The 20517-nt window shown below is 72.8% G+C and carries 16 protein-coding genes and 1 pseudogene; 11 read left to right on the forward strand and 6 right to left on the reverse strand.

Annotated elements, in window-relative coordinates:
• The first annotated feature begins 223 nt into the window (after window positions 1–223).
• Window positions 224–1591 (forward strand): magnesium transporter MgtE N-terminal domain-containing protein, encoded by a 1368-nt coding sequence (locus tag ACZ52R_RS28105; RefSeq protein ID WP_465754379.1) that lies wholly within the window; start codon window positions 224–226, stop codon window positions 1589–1591.
• Window positions 1588–2892, forward strand: a complete 1305-nt coding sequence (locus ACZ52R_RS28110) for an NRAMP family divalent metal transporter (protein ID WP_465754380.1) — start codon at window positions 1588–1590, stop codon at window positions 2890–2892. The genes ACZ52R_RS28105 and ACZ52R_RS28110 overlap by 4 nt, the downstream gene beginning before the upstream one ends.
• 165 nt (window positions 2893–3057) lie before the next feature.
• Here the strand turns inward: ACZ52R_RS28110 and ACZ52R_RS28115 are convergent, their stop codons facing one another.
• From ACZ52R_RS28115 to ACZ52R_RS28130, 4 genes and pseudogenes are all read right to left on the reverse strand, one after another.
• Entirely contained in the window at window positions 3058–4044 is a 987-nt protein-coding gene (locus tag ACZ52R_RS28115; RefSeq protein ID WP_465614764.1) for a magnesium and cobalt transport protein CorA, read from the reverse strand.
• A 350-nt stretch (window positions 4045–4394) separates the two neighbouring features.
• Window positions 4395–5147: an HAD-IC family P-type ATPase gene (locus tag ACZ52R_RS28120; protein WP_465660728.1), complete on the reverse strand. Its 753-nt coding sequence runs from the start codon at window positions 5145–5147 to the stop codon at window positions 4395–4397.
• A 46-nt stretch (window positions 5148–5193) separates the two neighbouring features.
• Window positions 5194–5607, reverse strand: a pseudogene (locus ACZ52R_RS28125) (glycoside hydrolase family 65 protein); the annotation flags it as partial.
• Between the two features lie 677 nt (window positions 5608–6284).
• Entirely contained in the window at window positions 6285–7034 is a 750-nt protein-coding gene (locus ACZ52R_RS28130; protein ID WP_465660727.1) for a FadR/GntR family transcriptional regulator, read from the reverse strand.
• Between the two features lie 214 nt (window positions 7035–7248).
• Between ACZ52R_RS28130 and ACZ52R_RS28135 the strand changes: the two genes are divergently transcribed.
• Genes ACZ52R_RS28135 through ACZ52R_RS28155 form a run of 5 tightly spaced genes read left to right on the forward strand, consistent with a single transcriptional unit; the run spans window position 7249 to window position 13115 of the window.
• Complete coding sequence (locus tag ACZ52R_RS28135; RefSeq protein WP_465614766.1) at window positions 7249–8850, forward strand: amino acid permease; 1602 nt, start codon at window positions 7249–7251, stop codon at window positions 8848–8850.
• On the forward strand, window positions 8847–10205 hold the full coding sequence (locus ACZ52R_RS28140) for a glutamine synthetase family protein (RefSeq protein ID WP_360501264.1): 1359 nt from the start codon (window positions 8847–8849) through the stop codon (window positions 10203–10205). Before ACZ52R_RS28135 ends, ACZ52R_RS28140 begins: the two co-directional genes overlap by 4 nt.
• Window positions 10202–10972, forward strand: a complete 771-nt coding sequence (locus tag ACZ52R_RS28145) for a gamma-glutamyl-gamma-aminobutyrate hydrolase family protein (RefSeq protein ID WP_465660723.1) — start codon at window positions 10202–10204, stop codon at window positions 10970–10972. The genes ACZ52R_RS28140 and ACZ52R_RS28145 overlap by 4 nt, the downstream gene beginning before the upstream one ends.
• Window positions 10969–12342 (forward strand): aldehyde dehydrogenase family protein, encoded by a 1374-nt coding sequence (locus tag ACZ52R_RS28150; protein ID WP_465614768.1) that lies wholly within the window; start codon window positions 10969–10971, stop codon window positions 12340–12342. The genes ACZ52R_RS28145 and ACZ52R_RS28150 overlap by 4 nt, the downstream gene beginning before the upstream one ends.
• Complete coding sequence (locus ACZ52R_RS28155; RefSeq protein WP_465660721.1) at window positions 12339–13115, forward strand: 3-oxoacyl-ACP reductase; 777 nt, start codon at window positions 12339–12341, stop codon at window positions 13113–13115. The genes ACZ52R_RS28150 and ACZ52R_RS28155 overlap by 4 nt, the downstream gene beginning before the upstream one ends.
• A gap of 85 nt (window positions 13116–13200) precedes the next feature.
• Here the strand turns inward: ACZ52R_RS28155 and ACZ52R_RS28160 are convergent, their stop codons facing one another.
• Both ACZ52R_RS28160 and ACZ52R_RS28165 read right to left on the reverse strand, forming a co-directional pair.
• Window positions 13201–14415 carry a saccharopine dehydrogenase family protein gene (locus ACZ52R_RS28160; protein WP_465754381.1) on the reverse strand — a complete coding sequence of 405 codons (1215 nt, stop codon included), beginning with the start codon at window positions 14413–14415 and terminating at the stop codon, window positions 13201–13203.
• Window positions 14416–14594: 179 nt separating this feature from the next.
• Entirely contained in the window at window positions 14595–15020 is a 426-nt protein-coding gene (locus tag ACZ52R_RS28165) for a hypothetical protein (protein ID WP_465660718.1), read from the reverse strand.
• Between the two features lie 531 nt (window positions 15021–15551).
• Here ACZ52R_RS28165 and ACZ52R_RS28170 point away from each other — a divergent pair.
• The 4 genes from ACZ52R_RS28170 (at window position 15552) to ACZ52R_RS28185 (ending at window position 20487) form a co-directional block, all read left to right on the forward strand.
• Window positions 15552–16232, forward strand: coding sequence for a GOLPH3/VPS74 family protein (locus ACZ52R_RS28170; RefSeq protein ID WP_360501279.1), 681 nt, complete (start codon window positions 15552–15554; stop codon window positions 16230–16232).
• Between the two features lie 258 nt (window positions 16233–16490).
• Complete coding sequence (locus tag ACZ52R_RS28175) at window positions 16491–18035, forward strand: FMN-binding glutamate synthase family protein (RefSeq protein WP_465754382.1); 1545 nt, start codon at window positions 16491–16493, stop codon at window positions 18033–18035.
• Between the two features lie 152 nt (window positions 18036–18187).
• Window positions 18188–19513 carry a preATP grasp domain-containing protein gene (locus ACZ52R_RS28180; protein ID WP_465614774.1) on the forward strand — a complete coding sequence of 442 codons (1326 nt, stop codon included), beginning with the start codon at window positions 18188–18190 and terminating at the stop codon, window positions 19511–19513.
• The gene (locus ACZ52R_RS28185) at window positions 19510–20487 is read left to right on the forward strand and encodes a quinone oxidoreductase family protein (protein ID WP_465614775.1); all 978 of its coding nucleotides are present in this window, start codon (window positions 19510–19512) and stop codon (window positions 20485–20487) included. The genes ACZ52R_RS28180 and ACZ52R_RS28185 overlap by 4 nt, the downstream gene beginning before the upstream one ends.
• The last annotated feature ends 30 nt before the right edge of the window (window positions 20488–20517 follow it).

Genomic DNA, 20517 nt, shown 5'->3' on the forward strand with positions numbered 1-20517 from the left:
CTTCATCGTGTTGTCCTCGCCGTCCTTCACCGGCCCGGGGCAGCCCCTCCTTCCCTGAATCGCTCAACCCGTAGCGGCCTTCTCGCTCGGCACCACGGCGAGACGCGTTGCCGTGCGGCGGTATCACCCCGCGCACGGCCTGCCGCACGAGCCAGGGAATGTGGAGGTGTGCCCCGGTGCCGCCTGATGCCTCGTCCCAGCCGAGGCAAGGGGGTGCTCACCCATGGCTTCCACCACTCTGCTCATGTCCACCACGGCCCGCCTGCGCGACCGCAAGGTCGATCTCGAGCGCCGTGCCGCCACCACCCGCACGGTCCGGGCCTCCCTGGTCTCTGTCGCCGGGCTGGTCGGCGGCCCGGTCACCAACCAGCCCGGCGAGGACGTCGGCCGCGTCGTCGACATCGTCGCCCGCCTCTACGGGCCCGAGCCGTACCCGCCGGTCACCGGACTGATCCTCCGGATCGGGCGCCGCCGCACCTTCCTTCCCGCCACGGCCATCGGCAAGATCCACGCCGGGCGGGTCGGACTGCGGACCTCCCGCGTCGACCTGCGCGAGTACGTCCGCCGGCCCGGCGAGGTGCTGCTCGCCCGCGAGGTGATGGACCACCAGCTGGTGGACGTGGACGGCGTTCAGGTCACCCGCGCCGCCGACCTGTACCTGGCGCCACAGGTCGACCGCACCGTGCTCATCGGGGTGGACGTGTCGCTGGCGACCCTGCTGCGCCGGCTCGGCCCTCGCCGCTGGCAGGTGCGCCCCACCCCGGACCGCGTCCTGGACTGGCAGTCCGTCGCCCCCTTCGGCGAGCAGGCCACCCACGGCCCCGCCGAGGTACGGCTGCGCGCCTCCCGCTCCGCCCTGCACCAGCTGCGCCCAGCCGACCTCGCGGACATCCTGGAGGACCTCGGCCGGCACGAGCGCCAGCAGCTGCTTGGCTGGCTGGAGCCGGAGCACGCCGCGGACGCCCTGGAGGAGATGGAACCGGCCGAGCTGGAGAACCTGCTCCGCGAGGCGCCGCCCGAGCACGCCGCCCGGTTGCTCGACGAGATGGAGCCGGACGAGGCCGCCGACGCGCTGCGCGACCTCCAGCCGGGCGAGCGCGAGAACCTGCTCGCCCGGATGCCGGTCGGCGAGGCGTCGGAGCTGCGCGCCCTGCTGACCCACCGCGAGGGTACGGCGGGCGGTGCGATGACCACCGTGCTGGTCACCGCCCGCGCCGGGCAGACGGTCGCCCAGGTGAGGGCGGAGCTGGCCGCGCAGGCGGAGCACCGGACCGAGATCGACTCCGTGGTGGTGCTGGATGACGATGGTCGACTGGTCGGCGACATCCCGCTGTTCGACGTGGCGGTCGCGGAGGACGCCGCGCCGGTTGGGGATCTGGTGGAGTGGCTGGCCCAGTTCGGTCCGCCGGTCACGGTCCGCCCCGATACCCGCCTCGCCGAGGCCGCCGATCAGCTGGTCGCCGCCCGGGCCACCTCCCTGCTGGTGGTCGACGAGACCGAGCGCCCGCTGGGCCGGATCCTCGCCGACGACATCCTCGACACCCTGCTGCCCGAGCGCGGGCGCCTGCACTTCCGGAGGCTCCTCAAGTGACCCGCGACCTCGACACCGCCCCTGTCACCGCCGCGCCGGCCGTCGCCGCGGCCTCGCCCGCCCGGCGCAAGGGCCGGCGCCGCATCGCGGCCATCGCGATGATTGCCGGCCCCGGCCTGGTCGCCGCGAACGCCGGCAACGACGCCGCGGGCATCGCCACCTATGCCTCGGCCGGTTCCCAGTTCACGTACGGCACGCTGTTCTTCATGGTGCTGGTCACCGTCGCGCTGGTGATGGTGCAGGAGATGGCGGTCCGGCTCGGCGCCCACACCGGCAAGGGCCTCGGCGCGCTGATCCGCGAACAGTTCAGCCTCCGGCTCACCGCGCTGGCGGTGTTCTGCCTCGGGCTGGCCAACACCGGACTGGTCGTCAGCGAGTTCGCCGGCATCGGCGCCGCCTTCGAACTCCTCGGCGTCCCCAAGTGGGCGGTCATCCCGCCGGCTGCATTCCTGCTGTGGTCGCTGGTGCTGTTCGGCTCCTACAAGTGGGCCGAGCGGATCTTCCTGGTGATGTCGCTGGCCTTCTTCGCCTACCCCATCGCGATGGTCCTCGGCCACCCCGACTGGAGCCGGGTCGGCGAGCACCTGGCCGTCCCGCACATCGAGCCGAGTAAGGACTTCATCCTGTTGGCTGTCGCCCTGATCGGTACCACCGTCAGCCCGTACATGCAGTTCTACGCCGCCGCCGGCGTGGTCGACCGCGGGGCCAAGCCGGAGGACTACAAGCTGATCCGGGCCGACGCCGTCCTCGGCGCGGTCTTCGCCTGCCTGATCAGTCTGACCATCATCATCGCCACCGCCTCCGCCATCGGCGGCACCGGGCCGCTGGAGTCCGCCGCGCAGGCTGCCGAGGCCCTCAAGCCCGTGGCCGGGCACGGCGCCGAGCTGCTCTTCGCCTTCGGCCTGATCGGCGCCTCCGCCCTCGCCGGCGCCGTCGTCCCGCTTTCGGCCAGCTACGCAGTCGGCGAGGCAGCGGGTGTCGAACGCTCGGTTTCCCGCAGCTTCCGCGACGCGCCCCTGTTCCTCGGCGTGTTCACCGCGCAGATCGCTCTCGGGGCGATCGTCGCCCTCACCCCGGTGGACGTCATCCAGCTGCTGATCGGCACCCAGGTCCTTCAGGGCCTGATCAGCCCGATCGTGCTGGTCTACCTGCTGGTCCTCACCAACCGCCGATCCGTCCTCGGGGAGGCGGCCAACAGCCCCCGCTACCGGGTCGCGGCCACGGCGGTGGTCGTCGGCGTCGCCGGGATGTCCACGATCCTGCTCGTCCAGGCCGTCCTCGGCTGGCTCGGCCTCGCCTGATCCTCGCCGCCATCACCCGCCCCCCACGGAAGGAACGACCGTGCCCCGCTTCGCTCCGCTGTTGGCCTTCACCGCCCTGTTCGCCTGGGTCGCGTTCATCGCCACCTGGATCCACCTCGACGGATGAGCACCCGGTGCCGGCCCCGCCCAGGGCCGACACCGCCGTCACAGCCAGTCGTTGCGGCGGAACGCCCGGAAGACCAGCCCGCACACCACACTGGTGAACAGCAGCATCGCCGGGTATCCGTAGGTCCAGCGCAGTTCCGGCATGTTGTCGAAGTTCATCCCGTACACGCCGGCCACCAGCGTCGGCACGGCGGCCAGGGCCGCCCAGGCGCTGATCCTGCGCATGTCGGTGTTCTGCTGCATCGACAGCCGGGCCATGCTCGCGTCCAGGATGCTGGAGATCAGCTCGTCGAACGCCAGGATCCGCTCCCTGGCCTGCGTGTGGTGGTCGGCGGCGTTCCGCAGATAGGCGGCTATCGCCGCCGGCACGAGGGCGATCGTTCCGTCCGCAAGGCGCTGCAGCGGTGCGCCGAGCGGCACGACCGCGCGCTTGAACTCCAGCAGTTCGCGCTTGAGCTGGTAGATCCGGCCCGCGTCGTCGGTCCGCTCGTGGGAGAACACCGCGGACTCCAGCTCCTCGACGTCGCGCTCGAACTTGTCGGCGACGTCGAGGTACTGGTCGACCACGTGGTCGGCGACCGCGTGCAGAACGGCGGCCGGGCCGAGGGCCAGCAGATCGGGGGCGGCCTCCAGGCCCTTGCGTACCCCGGTCAGGGACTTGGCGCTGCCGTGGCGCACGACGATCGCGAAGCCAGGCCCGGCGAAGACCATGATCTCGCCGGTGTCGACGATCTCACTGGTTGCCGTCACCTTGTCGTGCTCGACGTAGGTGATCGTCTTCAGCACCAGGAACAGCGTGTCGCCGTACCGCTCCAGCTTCGGCCGCTGGTGCGCGCGCACCGCGTCCTCCACCGCCAGCGGATGCAGGTCGAACGCCGCCGAGATCTCCGCGAACTGCTCCGCGGTCGGCTCGTACAGGCCGATCCACACGAACCGGCCGAGCCCCTCGCCGATCCGCTCCAGGACCTTCGACAGCTCCACCGTCCCGGGCAGCCTGCGCCCGAGCTCGTACAGCCCGCAGTCCACAACCGCCCCGGCAATCATGCCCCACCCGCTTCCGGCCTTCAGGGCACCCTGCCCGGCCCGCCAACCTACCCGCTCACCCCTATCCTCCGAAGGGGCACCCGGCCCCGTTTGCACCAGCGATTGCCGATGCCTCGCCGTCGGGACTGGTCAGTGCGTCCCAGACAACCGGTTGTGTCGCGGCGCGCACGTTCACGGGTCTGATGGTGGTCGCGGTCCTATCGCGGGACTCCACTGTGGGACGGGCCGCGATGCCGACCTCGGGGTCGCCACGTCGCCGCAGCTGCCCTGCTGGCAGGACAGGGCCATCGGCAGCTCGTACAGGTCGGTGACCCAGGGCGTTCGACATGGCGTCAGACCCCTTGCCTGCACAGCCGGGCTGTCGCGAACCCGACGACCCCGGCGGCCGCGGGTGCGATGAAGTCGCTCCAGGACAGCGGCACGGTGTCGAGCACGTCGCGGAGGAACGGCAGGTAGAGGGCGGCGGCCGCGAGCGCGCCGGAGGTGAGGACGGCCAGCGGGAGGAAGAGGTTCGCGCGGGTCAGCAGCCGTTCGCGCAGGCCCAGGACGACGCCGAGTTGGGCGGCCAGCAAGGCGAGAAACAGGACGGACTGCCACGGGCGGTCACCGCCGTGGGCCCAGAGCCCGGCGCCGAGAGCGGCCGCCGCGACGACGAAGCCCAGCAGCAGCACCCGCTGCCACACACCGGAACCCGGGATGTGCTGGTGTGGCGGGCGCGGGGGCCGGGTCATCGCGCCGGGGGAAACCGGCTCCGCGCCCATGGCGACACCGGTGAGGCCGTGGGTGAGCAGGTTGATCCAGAGGATCTGGCCCGCCCGCAACGGCAGTGCGAGGCCGAACAGCGGGCCGGCCAGCATCACCAGGATCTCGGCCGCGCCGCCGGACAGCCCGTACACGAGGAAACGGCGGACGTTGTCGTAGACCCGGCGGCCCTCCTCCACCGCGCCGACTACGGTGGCGAGTTCGTCGTCGGCGAGGACCAGGTCGGCAGCTTGGCGGGCGACCTCGGTGCCACGTCGGCCCATGGCCACGCCGATGTCCGCCTGCCGCAGGGCGGGGCCGTCGTTGACGCCGTCGCCGGTCATCGCGGTGACGGCGCCCTTGGCGCGCCAGGCCTGGACGATGTCGAGCCTGCCAGCGCTCCAGCTCCAGGTCGTCGAGGGCGAGGCGCTCGCGCAGTTCGTCGCGGCGGTAGCCGGGCAGGACGTCCAGGGCGTCCTGGGCGCGGCCCAGCACCCAGGAGGCCAGCACGTTGGTGTACGCGTTGTCGTCCACGCCCGGCCGGGTCTCCCACGGGTAGGCGTCGTGGTATTCGTCAGGGCCGAGCAACCCGTGGATCGACCAGCGCCTGCGGGCCCGGTCGTAGGTGGCAGCGGAGGACCAGAAGCGGGCGATCTCCAGCAGCATCTCGGCGCCGGCCGTGGCGAGGAAGTCCCGGTCCCCGGTGGCCTGGTAGTACTGCCAGACGTTGTAGGCGACCGCCGAGCCGACATGCCGCTGGAGGTGGCTGTGATCCGGCAGCCAGCGGCCGGACAGCGGATTGAGGACCCGTCATGCGTGCCCCATCGATTGGCCCAGGATCAGGATGCAGTACTTCAACGCATCCGGAGGCGCAGTTCGTTGATGCGGACATCGGCCTGTAGCCCGGACATCGTCCGCCTGCGGTACCTTCCCCGCCCGCCGCAGCACCGGGACGGTGGACCCGCTCCGCCCACGCGCCACCAGGTCGGTCAGGACGTCGCTCACGGAAAGTCCGCGTTCCAGCGTGGCGGTGGCAACTGAGCTTTCCCCGGACTGGCCTCCAGGAGGATGTCGTCGTTGAGTACGGCGGTTCCAACGGCCCGCGCGGTCATCCGGTGTACATGGACTGGGCGGGCGGATCCGGGGCGAGGTCACGGCGGCGGGAGCAGCGACCACAGCAGCACCCGGCCGCCCGTCAGCTGCTTCGCCATGCGGAAGTTCAACGCCACGGACACCGTGCACGACTCTCTGCGGAGCCGGTGCGGACGCCCGCCTCCCGCGACCGGCCCGACCGGGCGACAGCGACCTGCGGGTGATCCCCGACGGTAGGGGCGCGGCCGGGGTGCGGGTAATCGTCCGATCGTCCGGAGGACCCGGGCGGCGGTCAGGGGGCGGTCGGAGGAGTGACCAAGAGCGTCGGAGGAGTGACCAGCGGAGAGGGGTGGGCGGTCACGGCGGGCGTACGGAGCGGTCCGGCAGCCTCAGGCCAGGAAGCCCCGCAGCAGTGCGGCCGTCGCGGCGAGGTGTTCCTCGGTGGCGCGTCGGGCGGCGTCACCGTCGCCGGCGAGGATCGCCCGGACCATCGCCCGGTGCTGCTCGGCGGCGTGCTCGATGTTCCGGTCCAGCATGGGGATGGCGTTGAGCAGGTCGTTGAGGCGCATCCTGGCCTCGGCGATGGCCGCGGCGAGGGTGGGGGAGCCGGTGAGCTCGCCGATGGCGAGGTGGAAGCGCGAGTCCAGCTGACGGTACTGCTCGGGCGGGGCTCCCTCCAGGTCGGTCAGCCGGCTCTCCAGGCGGGCCCGCTGCTCGGGGGAGAGGGGGCGGCGGGCGGCCGCCTCGGCGGCGCCGATCTCCAGCACCTGGCGGTAGGTCAGCGCGTCCTCGAGCGCGCCGCCGAGGTCGCGGGCCGCGCGGCGCAGGTCGGCGACGTCCGGCGCCGGCATCCGGTAGGTGACGAAGGTGCCGCCGTACCGGCCGCGGCGGGGTTCGACGCAGCCGGTCTGCTGCAGTGTGCGGAGCGCTTCGCGCAGGGTCTCCCGGCTGACGCCGAGCCGGGTGGCGAGGTCCCGTTCGGCGGGCAGCCGGTCGCCGAGGCCGAAGACGCCGAGCTTGATCGCCTGGAGCAGCCGCTCGACGGTCTCCTCGAAGGCGTTGCCGGTCCGGACCGGGCGGAAGATCGCCCCGGCCTGCCAGTCGAGCCGCGCTCGCTCACGTGTTTCGTCCACGTCCACGCCGGAATCGTACCTACGACCGGGTTTCCCCGACTCGTTCCCCTGTCGCTCTTGACGCGGCCCCGGCCCAGCCGGAACGATGCTGCTCACCCACCCCAATGGACTGATTCCAGACCATTGAAGAGCCGTCCGACCGTCGAACCCGTCGGGGCGACCGGGCCACGCCGTCGTGGCCGCGTGCTCCCCGGCACACCCTCAACCCCCAGGGGTGCCCATGACCGACGCACGCTCACCCGACCAGCCTGCCCCCGAAAAGTTTCCGGAGAACACCGCCCCCGTTTCCGCCGCCGTTTCCGTCCCTGTTTCCACCTCCGTCTCCGACGACGAACAGCGACTGCGCGAGCTGGGCTACACCCAGGAGCTGGCCCGCTCGATGTCGGGCTTCTCCAACTTCGCCGTCTCCTTCTCCATCGTCTCGATCCTCTCCGGCTGCCTGACGCTGTACGGAACGGGAATGAAGACCGGGGGCCCGGCCCTGATCGTCTGGGGCTGGCCGGTGGTCGGCCTGCTCACGCTCTGCGTCGGGCTGGCGATGGCCGAGATCTGTTCCAGCTACCCGACGGCCGGCGGGCTCTACTACTGGTCCGCCAAACTGACCCGCAGCCGTGGCCCGGCCTGGAGCTGGTTCACCGGCTGGTTCAACTTCCTCGGCCAGGTCGCGGTGACCGCCAGCGTCGACTACGGCGCCGCCTTCTTCACCAACGCGTTCCTCACGCTCCGCTTCGGCGTCGAGGCGAGCCCCGCGCACACCATGGAGATCTTCGCCGTCATCCTGCTGGTGCACGGCCTGCTCAACACCTTCGGGGTGCGCCTGGTCGCGGTCCTCAACAGCGTGTCCGTGTGGTGGCACCTGGTGGGCGTCGCGATCATCGTCGGCGCGCTCACCGTGCTCCCCGACCGGCACGCCTCGGTCTCCTTCGTCCTCACCGAGTTCGTCAACCAGACCGGCTTCCACAACCAGTTCTACGTGGCGCTGCTCGGCCTGCTGATGGCCCAGTACACCCTCACCGGCTACGACGCCTCCGCGCACATGACCGAGGAGACCCGCGACGCCGCCCGCTCCGGCCCGCGCGGCATCGTCAACGCCATCACGGTCTCCCTGGTGGCGGGCTGGATCCTGCTGCTCGGCATCACCTTCGCGATCCGGGACTACGACGGCGCCCTCAACAGCGACACCCAGGTCCCGCCCGCGCAGATCTTCATCGACGCGATCGGCTCCGGCGGCGCCCAACTCCTGCTGCTCATCGTCATCGGCGCCCAGTTCTTCTGCGGCATGGCCTCCGTCACCGCCAACTCCCGCATGATCTACGCCTTCTCCCGCGACGGCGCGCTGCCCGGCTCCCGCCTGTGGCACCGCATCGACCCGCGCACCCAGACCCCGACCAACGCGGTCTGGCTGGCCACCGGCGGCGCGCTGCTGCTCGGGCTGCCCGCGCTCTGGAACACCACCGCCTACACCGCCGTGACCTCCATCTCCGTCATCGGTCTCTACATCTCCTACGTCATCCCGGTGTACCTGCGGCTGCGCCAGGGCGAGGACTTCCCGCGCGGCCCCTGGCACCTGGGCCGCTGGAGCCGGCCGATCGGCGTCGTCGCCGTCGCCTGGACCGCGGTGATCACCGTCCTGTTCATGCTCCCCACCGCCAGCCCGATCACCGCCGAGAGCTTCAACTACACCCCCGTCGCCGTGGCCGTCGTGGTCGGCTTCGCCGGCGTGTGGTGGCTGGCCTCCGCCCGGCACTGGTTCACCGGGCCCCACATCAACGCCACGCCGCCCGAACACGACGTCCCGGACACCGAACTGGAGACCCGATGACCACCCCCCGGCTCACCCTCGACGAGCTGCGCACCCGCGTCGCCGACGGGTCCGTCGACACCGTCGTGCTCGCCATGACCGACATGCAGGGGCGCCTCCAGGGCAAGCGCGTCGCCGCCGAGTACTTCCTCGACGACGTCGTGCCCGGCGCCGCGGAGGGCTGCGGCTACCTGCTGGCCGTCGACGTCGACATGAACACCGTCGACGGGTACGAGATCTCCTCCTGGGAGAACGGCTACGGCGACCTGACGCTGCGCCCCGACCTCGCCACCCTGCGGTCAATCCCCTGGCACCCCGCCACCGTCATGGTCCAGTGCGACATCGTCCACCACGACGGCACCCCGGTCGCCGTCTCCCCGCGTCAGGTCCTGCAACGCCAGCTCGACCGCCTGGCCGGCTACGGCTGGCAGGCCCAGGCCGCCACCGAGCTGGAGTTCATCGTCTTCCGGGACAGCTACGAACAGGCCTGGGACAAGGACTACACCCGGCTCACCCCGGCCAACCAGTACAACGTGGACTACTCCATCCTCGGCACCGGCCGGATCGAGCCCCTGCTGCGCCGGCTCCGCAACGGCATGGCCGGCGCCGGCCTCACCGTCGAGTCCGCCAAGGGCGAATGCAACCTCGGCCAGCACGAGATCGCCTTCAAGTACGCCGACGCCCTCACCACCTGCGACAACCACGCCGTCTACAAGACCGGAGCCAAGGAGATCGCCGCCCAGGAGGGCTGCAGCCTCACCTTCATGGCGAAGTACGACGAACGCGAGGGCAACTCCTGCCACATCCACCTGAGCCTGCGCGACGAGCAGGGCGCCCCGGTGTTCGCCGGTGACCGTCCGCACGGCTTCTCCCGCACCATGGAGCACTTCCTCGCCGGACAACTCGCCTGCCTGGCCGACTTCGCCCTGCTGTTCGCCCCCACCGTCAACTCCTACAAGCGCTACGTGCCCGGCAGCTTCGCGCCCACCGCCATCGCCTGGGGCCGCGACAACCGCACCTGCGCGCTGCGCGTGGTCGGCCACGGCCCGTCGCTGCGCTTCGAGAACCGCGTCCCCGGCGGCGACGTCAACCCGTACCTCGCGGTCGCCGCCCTGATCGCGGCCGGACTGCACGGTGTCGAGCAACAGCTCGAACTCGAACCGGAGTTCACCGGCAACGCGTACGCCTCCGCCGCGCCCCGGGTGCCCGCCACCCTGCGCGACGCGACAGACGCCTTCGAGCGCAGCGCGGTCGCCACCGAGGCCTTCGGCAAGGACGTCGTCCGGCACTACACCCACGCCGGACGCACCGAACTCGCCTCCTACGAGCGGGCGGTGACCGACTGGGAGCGGCGCCGCGGATTCGAGCGGCTGTGACGCGCGACGACGGCCGACGCCCGCTGATCGGCATCACCAGCTACCAGGACGACGCCGCCTGGTCCGTCTGGAACCAGCGCGCCTCCCTGGTGCCCCAGACGTACGTCGACGCGGTCGCGCGCGCGGGCGGCAGCCCGGTGCTGCTGCCGCCGCAACCCGGCGGGGCCGACCACCTGCTCGACGCCCTGGACGGGCTCGTCCTCGCCGGTGGACCGGACATCGACCCGGCCAGGTACGCGGCGGTGGCCGATCCGCGCACCGGCCCGCCCCACCACGCCCGCGACGACTGGGAGAGCCGGCTGCTCGGCGCCGCCCTGGCCCGGGACCTGCCGGTGCTCGGCGTCTGCCGCGGCATGCAGCTGCTCAACGTCGAACGCGGCGGCACCCTCCGCCAGCACCTGCCCGACGGCACCCACCAGATCGTCCCCGCCCGCTTCGTCCGCCACCGCGTCAGCCTGGTGGACGGCAGCCGGCTCGCCGCCGTCCTCGGGCCGACCGCCGAGGTCTCCTGCTACCACCACCAGGCCGTCGACCGGCTCGGCACCGGTCTGCGGGCCACCGCCTGGGCCACGGACGGCACCGTAGAGGCGCTCGAACTGGCCGGCCACCGCTTCGCGTTGGGTGTCCAGTGGCACCCCGAGACCGACCCCGACGACCTGCGCCTCTTCGAGGCCCTGCTCGCCGCCGGCCGGACCACCGCCGGCCGGACCACCGCCAGGACCACCGACAGCCGGACCACCGCCACGCACAGGGAGACAGCTCCATGACCGATCCGGACCTCTTCGAGGTCGTCAACCCCTCCACCGAGGAGGTGATCACCACCGTCGAACTGGCCGGCCTCGCCGAAACCGACGCCGCCGTCGCCCGCGCCCGCGCCGCCTTCGACACCTGGCGCCGGGTGGCCCCCGCCGACCGGGCTCGGCTGCTGCGCTCCTTCGCCGCCGCCGTCGACGCCGACCGCGAGCACCTCGCCGCACTGGAGGTCGCCAACGCCGGCCACACCATCGGCAACGCCCGCTGGGAGGCGGGCAACGCGCGGGACGTCATCGAGTACTACGCCGCCGCGCCCGAGCGGCTGTTCGGCCGGCAGATCCCCGTCGCCGGCGGCATCGACGTCACCTTCCAGGAACCGCTCGGCGTGGTCGGGGTCATCGTGCCGTGGAACTTCCCGATGCCGATCGCCGCCTGGGCCCTGGCCCCGGCCCTGGCCGCCGGCAACACCGTCATCGTCAAACCGGCCGAACTCACCCCGCTCACCGCCCTGCGCCTCGGCGAACTCGCCCTCGAAGCCGGGATCCCGGAAGGCGTGCTGCAGGTCCTGCCCGGCCGCGGACCGGTCGTCGGACAGCGCTTCGTCACCCACCCCGACGTGCGCAAGGTCGTGTTCACCGGCTCCACCCGGGTCGGCAAGGAGATCATGGCGGGCTGCGCCGCCCAGGTGAAACCCGTCACCCTCGAACTCGGCGGCAAGAGCGCCAACATCGTCTTCGCCGACGCGGACCTCGCCAAAGCCGCCGCGACGGCGCCCTACGCGGTCTTCGACAACGCCGGCCAGGACTGCTGCGCCCGCTCCCGGATCCTGGTCGAAGCATCCGTCTTCGAGGACTTCCTGGCGCTCCTGGAGCCGGCCGTCCGCGGGGTGCGGGTCGGTGACCCGACCGACGAGAAGACCGAGATGGGCCCGCTGATCTCCGCCGCCCACCGGGCGCGGGTCGCCTCCTACGTTCCGGACGGGTCGGCCGTCGCCTTCCGCGGCAGCGCCCCCGACGGGCCCGGCTTCTGGTACCCGCCGACCGTGCTCGCGCCCGTGCGGCACGACGACCGGGCCTTCACCGAGGAGATCTTCGGCCCGGTCGTCGCGGTCGTCCCGTTCAGCGACGAACAGGACGCCCTGCGCATCGCCAACGCCGGCGAGTACGGGCTGTCCGGCTCCATCTGGACCAGGGACGTCGGGCGCGCGCTGCGGGTCTCCCGCGGCGTCGACGCCGGCAACCTCTCCGTCAACTCGCACTCCTCGGTGCGCTACACCACGCCGTTCGGCGGATTCAAGCAGTCCGGCCTCGGCCGCGAGCTCGGCCCCGACGCCCTCGACGCCTTCACCCAGACCAAGAACGTCTTCATCTCCACGGAGGAATGATCAGCATGACCCAGCGACTCGACGGCCGCGTGGCCGTCATCACCGGCGCGGGCAGCGGCATCGGCCTGGCGACCGCCCGCCGCTTCGCCGCCGAGGGCGCCAAGGTGGTCTGCGTCGACCTCGACGCCGAGACCGGCGCCAAGGCCGCGAACGAGGTCGGCGGCCTGTTCATCCAGGCCGACGTCACCGACGAGGACGCGGTGCGCGACCTCTTCCAGCGGGCCGTCGACGAGTACGGCCGGCTCGACATCACCTTCAACAACGCGGGCATCTCCCCGCCGGACGACGACTCCATCCTCACCACCGGCCTGGACGCCTGGAAGCGGGTCCAAGAGGTCAACCTGACCAGCGTCTACCTGTGCTGCAAGTACGCGATCCCGCACATGCAGCGCCAGGGCAAGGGCTCGATCATCAACACCGCGTCGTTCGTCGCCGTGATGGGCGCGGCCACCTCGCAGATCTCCTACAGCGCCTCCAAGGGCGGCGTGCTGGCCATGTCCCGCGAGCTGGGCGTGCAGTTCGCCCGCGAGGGCATCCGGGTCAACGCACTCTGCCCCGGCCCGGTGAACACCCCGTTGCTGCAGGAACTGTTCGCCAAGGACCCGGAGCGGGCCGCCCGCCGGCTGGTCCACATCCCGCTCGGCCGCTTCGCCGAGCCCGAGGAGATCGCCGCCGCGGTGGCCTTCCTCGCCTCCGACGACTCCTCCTTCATGACCGCCAACACCTTCCTCGTCGACGGCGGCATCTCCGGCGCCTACGTGACCCCGCAGTAGCGGCGGCCACCCCCCCCGGAGGATGCCGACGGCTCGCCCGCCCCGCGACAGGGGCGGGCGAGCCGTCGGCGTGCCGCGGCGGCCGCTACCGGCCGGGGGCGGCCGCCGGCGGGGTGTCCAGCACCCGGAAGGAGATGCCCGCCGCGATCAGCCGGTCGATCAGCGGCCGACCCATCGCCACCGCGGTGGTCAGCTGCCCCGCCACGGGCGGCAGGTCGTCGTAGGCCAGGCAGAGCGCCGCCTCGGCCAGCATCTTCGCGGTCTCCTGGTAGCCGGGGTCGCCCCCGGACACCTCGGTGAGGACCGTGGGCCCGCCCTGCGCCCGCGCCACGAACCGGACGGCGAACCAGGACCGTGCCCGCTGCTCCGCACTCGGCCCGTCGCCGGGCTTGCGCAGCCGTCCCAGGGCCCGGCGCAGCAGCGGCAGCTGCGCGGCGAGGGCGATCGCCGCCACCGCGGCGACACCGCCGAGGGCGATCGGCAGCCGTCGCACCGCCGCGTAGTGGGTGTAGCCGAAGTCCGGGCCGTACTCCTCCAGCGCGGCGGCCGAGCGGGACACCACCTGCGGGTCGATCGAGGGCATCGGCACCGCCCAGGCCCGGGCCGCCCGCGACCGGTGCGGCCGGCCGACCGGGGTGCGGACCAGCCGTCCCTTCGGCCGGGGCTCCGCCACGCGGCGCGCCCGGGCGGCGCGGGCCATCGCCCGCGGTCGGGAGAAGGCCGTCATCGCGGAGGCGAAGGTGCCGCCGGAGACGGTGCCGCCGGCGCGGACGAACCCCTCGACGGAGACCCGGGCCGCCGGGCCGCCGCGGCGCAGCAGTTCCTCGACGGTGAACAGTACGCCGAGGTCGTGCGGGACCGAGTCGAAGCCGCAGGCGTGCACCAGGCGAGCGCCGGTGGCCACCGCCCGCTCGTGGTACCGGAGGTACATCCGGTCGACGAACTCGGGCTCGCCGGTGAGGTCCACGTAGTCGGTGCCGCTGTCCGCGCAGGCTGCCACCAGCGGCTCGCCGTGCCGCAGGTACGGGCCGACCGTGGACACCACCACCCGGGCGTCGGCGGCCACGGCGCGCAGCGCCTCGCGGTCCGCGGCGTCCGCGATCAGCAGGGGGAGGTCGGCGCAGCGCGGGTCGATCCGGGCCAGCCTCGTCCGGACGGCGGCGAGCCGGCCTTCGTCCCGTCCGGCGAGTGCCCAGCGGCAGCCCTCGGGCGCGGTCCGGGCCAGGTACTCGGCGGTGAGCCCGCCGGTGAACCCGGTGGCACCGAACAGGACGAGGTCGTACGGGCGCGGCTCGGCCATCAGCAGTCCCTACTCGCGGGTAATCGACTGCGCCACGCTAGGAGCCTGCTGTGGCACTGTCAACGGTTCGTCCCCGGGCCGTCGGACGACCTCGGTACAACAGCCGGCCGGGTCGTGAGCGTCGAAGGGCCGCGTCGGCCCGCATCGGCTCGGCGGGCCTGACGAACGGTGCCTCGTGCTCACGTGCACCAGAACAGGAGACGGGTACAGCCCGGTGTGGTTGCCGGGTCGGTCGGGTGCCGGGTGGCGGAGGTCGGCGGGACGGGGCCGGTGTTCGGTCTGGTCGTGCTCGGGGCGGGTGCCGAGGGCGGGTCCGCCGGAAGAGGGGCGCCGGGGGACGGGGGCGGGCCCGAGGGGGACGCCGTGGCCGGGGTCGGGCTGCCGGACGGCTTGGGCCGGGTGGTGGTGGCCGACGGCTGCGGGCGGGCTGCGGCCGTGGCGGTGGCCGGGGCCGGTGAGGCCGACGTACCGGGGACGGCCGGGGCGCTCTGCGAGGGTGACTCGGCGCCCGCGGAGGCCGGGGCCACCGCACCGTCCGAGTTGCCGCCGGTCAGCAGGACGGTGGCCAGTCCACAGACGACCACCCCGGCCGTCGACACGGCCACGACCGTGCTCCGCGGCCGACCGGCCCGCCGCCGGGCCGACCGCGCTGCCGACCGGCGTGGCGGTGCGGACGCGGTGGCGGAGATTTCGCTCGGTCGCGCGGACCGGTGGTGAGCGGCCTCCCCGGTCGCGGGCTCGGCGGCCCGGCCGCATCCGGGGCAGGAGAGCGCGCCGTTGAGGTGGCGTTGGCAGGGCGTGCAGTAACTCATGGGATCTTTCCGTAGGTGCGCGTGACCGGGATCCCGGCGGTGACTGCCACGCCGCCCGAAGGCCGGGCCGGATGGGATGCGAGCGTACGCAGATCGGACCGGTTCGCGACACCCGGCCGGCGCGAGGCTTCTGCGCGGGTCGGGTGTCGTTCGTGTGACGGTTCGGTCGAGCCGTCGGCGCAGCGGCAACAGCACCCGTCAGGGAGCGGACCCGACCGGGGAACCGGGCCGCGGGTGCGGGCGTTGCTGGCTGAGGACACCCGGGCGGGGCTGCTGGTCGGCGCGCTGGGGGGTGGCCGATCCGAACAGGGAAAGGAACTGCACATGCACGTCACCCTCGCCGAGGAGCTGATGCTGCTCTCACTGGACGACGAGTCCGGTGTGGCGAAGGACAGTTCGAGCGCCGGATGGGCGGTGGCGGGAGGCCTCCTCGCCGACCTCGCACTGGCCGGCCGGGTCGCGCTCGACGAAGGCCGGCTCAGCGTCACCGACCACACCCCGACCGGCGACCCGCTGCTCGACGGGCGGCTGGAGCGGCTCACCGAGTGGGTCGCGCGCAAGGCTCCCGGCAAGGCGAAGGCGGCGGACTGGCTGACCAAGGACCACCCCACGGCGGTCCGTGCCACCGTGGAGCGGCTGTGCGAGCGCGGCCTGGTCGTCGAGGAGCGCCACCGGGTCCTCGGCCTCTTCCCGGTCCGACGCTATCCGGAGGCGGACGGCTCGGTCGAGCGTGAGCTCCGCGAGCGGCTCGCGGCCGTGATCCGCCATCACGGGACGCCCGACATCCGCACCGCGACCCTGATAGCGCTCCTGCACGCCGCCCGGTTGCACGGTCTGGCCTTCCCCGACCTCCCCCGCGCGCGGGTCGAGCTGCGCTTCTCGGAGATCGCCGCGGGCGACTGGGCGGGGGAGTCCGTCACCCAGGCGATCCGGAACATGCGCGTCGCGGTCGCGGCCATCACGGCCGTGAGCGTTGCCACGGCCGCCACGGCGGCCGTCAGCTGACAGCCGGCGGTCCCGGGCCCGCCTCCGCGTGGGCGCGGGACCGCCTGCGAGCGGGCCCGGCCCGGGGCCTCCTCGGCAAGGCCGACCTCCCGGATCAGCCCCCTGGCCGCACGCCCGTTCGGGGGGCCTCCTAGCATCGTGTCGCATTCTTCGACGGACACCGCTGCCCGCATGGCCGGGTGCCCGCCGTCCACCACCCGGCACGACACCTCGACTCCACCGCACGGCGATGGAGTCGGGCATCGAGGAGGAACCTTCATGCAAGCCCGGAAGATCGGCGCGGCCGCGGTAACCGCGGTGGCGGTTCTGGCGGCCCGCGACCTCCTCCAGAAGAGGCACGCGCTGCTCCGGAACTTCCCGGTGGTCGGGCACGCCCGGTACCTGCTGGAGACGATCGGGCCGGAGCTGCGGCAGTACATCGTGACCTCCAACGAGGAGGAGCGCCCGTTCAGCCGCGACCAGCGCACCTGGATCTACGCGTCGGCGAAGGAGGAGAACAACTACTCCGGGTTCGGAACCGAGGTCGACGTCGAGCACGTCCAGGGGCACGCCTACCTGAAGCAGCGCACCTTCGCCGGCGCACTGCCCGATGCGCACGACCCGCTGGCTCCCCTGCCCTCGGCCAAGGTGCTGGGCGGGCCGCGCGGGCGCGCCAAGGCGTTCCGGCCGGCCAGCGTGGTGAACATCTCGGCGATGAGCTTCGGATCGCTCTCCGGCGCGGCCATCTCGGCGCTCAACAAGGGGGCGGCGCTGGCCGGCGCGATGCACAACACGGGCGAGGGCGGCCTCTCGCCGTACCACCGCAACGGTGGCGACCTCGTCCTCCAGCTCGGCACCTCGTACTTCGGCTGCCGCAACGAGGACGGCAGCTTCAACCTCGACAAGCTCAAGGACGTGGTCGCCGGTGCGCCCGTCAGGGCGATAGAGATCAAGCTCTCCCAGGGCGCCAAGCCCGGGTTGGGCGGAATGCTGCCGGGCGCGAAGGTGACCCCGGAGATCGCCGCGATCCGCGGCATCCCGGTCGGCGAGGACTGTGCCTCCCCGTCGCGGCACACCGCGTTCGGCGACGTCGACTCGATGCTCGACTTCGTCGAGTTGCTCGCCACCGAGACCGGTGTGCCGGTCGGGATCAAGAGCGCGGTGGGCGAGATGGGCTTCTGGCATGAGCTGGCCACCCTGATGGCACGTGGGGACCGCGGGGTCGACTTCGTCACGATCGACGGCGGTGAGGGCGGCACCGGGGCGGCGCCGCGGATGTTCGCCGACTCGGTGTCGCTGCCGTTCCGGATGGGCTTCTCCCGGGTCTACGGCACCTTCGCCGAGCTGGGGCTGACCGACGACCTGACCTTCATCGGCTCCGGCAAGCTCGGCCTGCCCGAGAACGCCGCGGTCGCCTTCGCCCTGGGCGTCGACATGATCAACGTGGCCCGCGAGGCGATGCTGTCGATCGGCTGCATCCAGGCGCAGAAGTGTCACACCGACAAGTGCCCCACCGGCATCGCCACCCAGAACCCGTGGCTGGCCCGCGGCCTCGACCCGGCGTCGAAGGCCACCCGGGCGGCCGTCTACCTGCGCACCCTGCGCAGGGAGCTGGCGAAGGTGTCGGCGGCCGTCGGCGTCGCCCACCCGGCACTCATCACGGCCGACGACGTCGAGATCATGAACGGCGACTACGAGGCCCGCAGCCTGGCCGGCGTCTACGGCTACAAGGAGGGCTGGGGCGAACTCGGACCGCACCTCGCCGAGGAGATCAGGGCACTTCTCACCACCAAGCCGACCTCCGCCCGGGAGCCGGCCGTCTGATCCGCCGACCGAGGCGGTTGTTCGGCGTTTTGTTCAATGACCGAGGGCCGAACCAGAACAATCCCGGTGCGCTACACCAGTAGCGCACGCCACACCCGTGCCGTGCGTGGACCAGGGCCGCAACAGCGCCGAACCCCGGGAGAGTTCACCAGATGACGACGCTCTGCATCGCGAACAACCGCACCGAGGAGATGGTCGGGGACCTCACCGGGATGGAGCCGCTGGAGCAGCGGTTCGCCGGGTGCGGGGCGCAGCGGATGCTCTGGTGGGCCGAGGACGGCGACGTCCTGGTGCTGCCCTGGGGCCCCGACCCGGAGTACCTGGCGTACGTCACCGGGCTGACCGGCGTGCGGGCCGACAGCCTGACCTTCGTGGTGCCGCCGCCGGGCGCCCAGGGCGACCAGGTGCTCACCGCCGACCGCCTGGTCGACCCGGACTTCCGCGCGCAGCTGCGCCGCGCCCTGGCCGGGCGCACCGTCGACGAGGTGCTGGCCATCTCGCCGAACGGCGCGGTGGCCGAACTGGCGGATGCGCTCGGCCTGGCGCACGCCATGCCCGGCCACCCCTTCGCCGCGCAGGGCGGCAACGCCCTGGTCAACAGCAAGGCGGGTTTCCGGGCGCTGGCCGCCGGCGCCGGGGTGCCGATCCCGCCCGGGAGGGTGGCCGGCTCGCCCGCGGAGGTCGAGGCCGCCATCGAGCACCTGCTCGCGCAGGGGCACAGCGTGATGGTCAAGGTCGAGTACCAGGCCGGTGGCTTCGGCAACGAGATCCTCTCCCGGGACGAGCAGGTCGACGCGGTCGGCGCCGAACGGGTCGTACCGCTGCCGGACCGGGCGGCGGTGGCCGCGTACGTGGCCGAGCGGTGGACCTGGCTGACCGGCGGGCGCGGCCAACGGGTGGTGGTGGAGCGGTACTTCGCCGACTCCGCGCCGCTGTACGCCCAGTTCCTCATCGACGACACGGCCGTGGTGCTCTCCGGCTGCGGCGAGATGGTCATGCGGCCGGTGGTGATCGGCGAGATCACCCCGCCGGTCACCCCGGACTCCGACGTCCTGGCCGAACTCGTCGCCCAGGGCGCCAGGCTGTCCGAGGCACTGCGGGTGATCGGCTACCGGGGCACGGTCAGCGCCGACGCCGTGCTGACCCCCAAGGGCGAGATCTACTTCCACGAGACCAACGGTCGGCTCACCGGCTCCAGCCACCTGCACGACGCCTACTTCGGCCGCCTGCTGCGCGCGGAACACCGCGACTCGCGCTACATCCTGGAGCTCGCCGGCCTCACGGTGCCGTCCTTCGCGCAGGCCGTGGCGGCGATCGACACGGCCGGGCTGGCCTTCGACCCGCAGACCGGCACCGGCGTGCTGTACAGCTGCGACTTCGCGCCCGCCGACGGCTCGGTGATGTACTGCGTGATCGCCGAGAGCCCGGAGGCCACCCGCGCCCTGGAGAGCGCGCTGCTCGCGCTCTTCGCCGGATGACACCCGACACGGCCGTGAGCGGGATGCGTGCGGCGGTGATCCACCGCTACGGCGGGCCGGAGGAGTTCCGCACCGAGACGGTGCCCGAGCCCGTGGCCGGCCCTGACCAGGTGCTGATCGACGTCACCCTGGCCGGGCTCAACTACGCGGACCTGCACTGCCGCACCGGCGAGTACGCGCGCTACCCGCTGCCGGCGGTGCTCGGCGCCGACGTGGTCGGGCGGCGGCGCGGGGACGGGCGGCGGGTCGCCGCGCTGCTGCGCACCGGAGGCGGGTACGCCCAGGTCGCCCGCGCCGAGACGGCGTACACGGTGGAGGTGCCGGACGGCGTGGACGACGAGCAGGCGCTCGCCCTGCTGGAGCAGGGGGCGACGGCCTACGGCGCGCTGACCCTGGCGGGGCGGCTGCGGCCGGGCGAGACCGTCGCGGTGACCTCTGCCGCCGGTGGGGTCGGACACCTGGCGGTGCAGCTGGCGCGGGAGTCGGGCGCGGGCCGGGTGATCGCCCTGGCCTCCACCCCGGCGAAGCGGGAGTTCGCGCGCTCGCTGGGAGCCGATGAGGTCATCGACCCCGAGGATCCCGACCTGGCCGAGCGGATCGGCGGGTCGGGCGGGGTGGACCTGTTCGTGGACCTGGTCGGCGGCCGGGTGCTGCGCGCCGGGCTGGCCGCACTGGCGCCGTTCGGGCGGCTGCTGTCGGTCGGGGCCCGGGGCGGACCGGAGGAGAGCTTCTCGGTGGACGAGCTGGCCGACCGCTCGGCGGGACTGCTGGGCTTCTGGCTCCAGCACGTCCTGGCGGACCGGGTGCTGTTCGCCGGCATCGCCGAGCGCCTGTTCCGACTCGCTGCCGAGGGACGGCTGGTGGCGCGGATCGACCGGACCGTACCGCTGTCCGGGGTGGCCGGGGCGCACCGGGCGCTGGCCGCGCGGGAGACCATGGGCAAGCTGCTGGTGGACGTCCGCCGCGAGGAGTGAGCCCGCGAACAGGGCGCCGGGAGGACCGAG

Source organism: Kitasatospora sp. NPDC034023 (assembly GCF_055575795.1).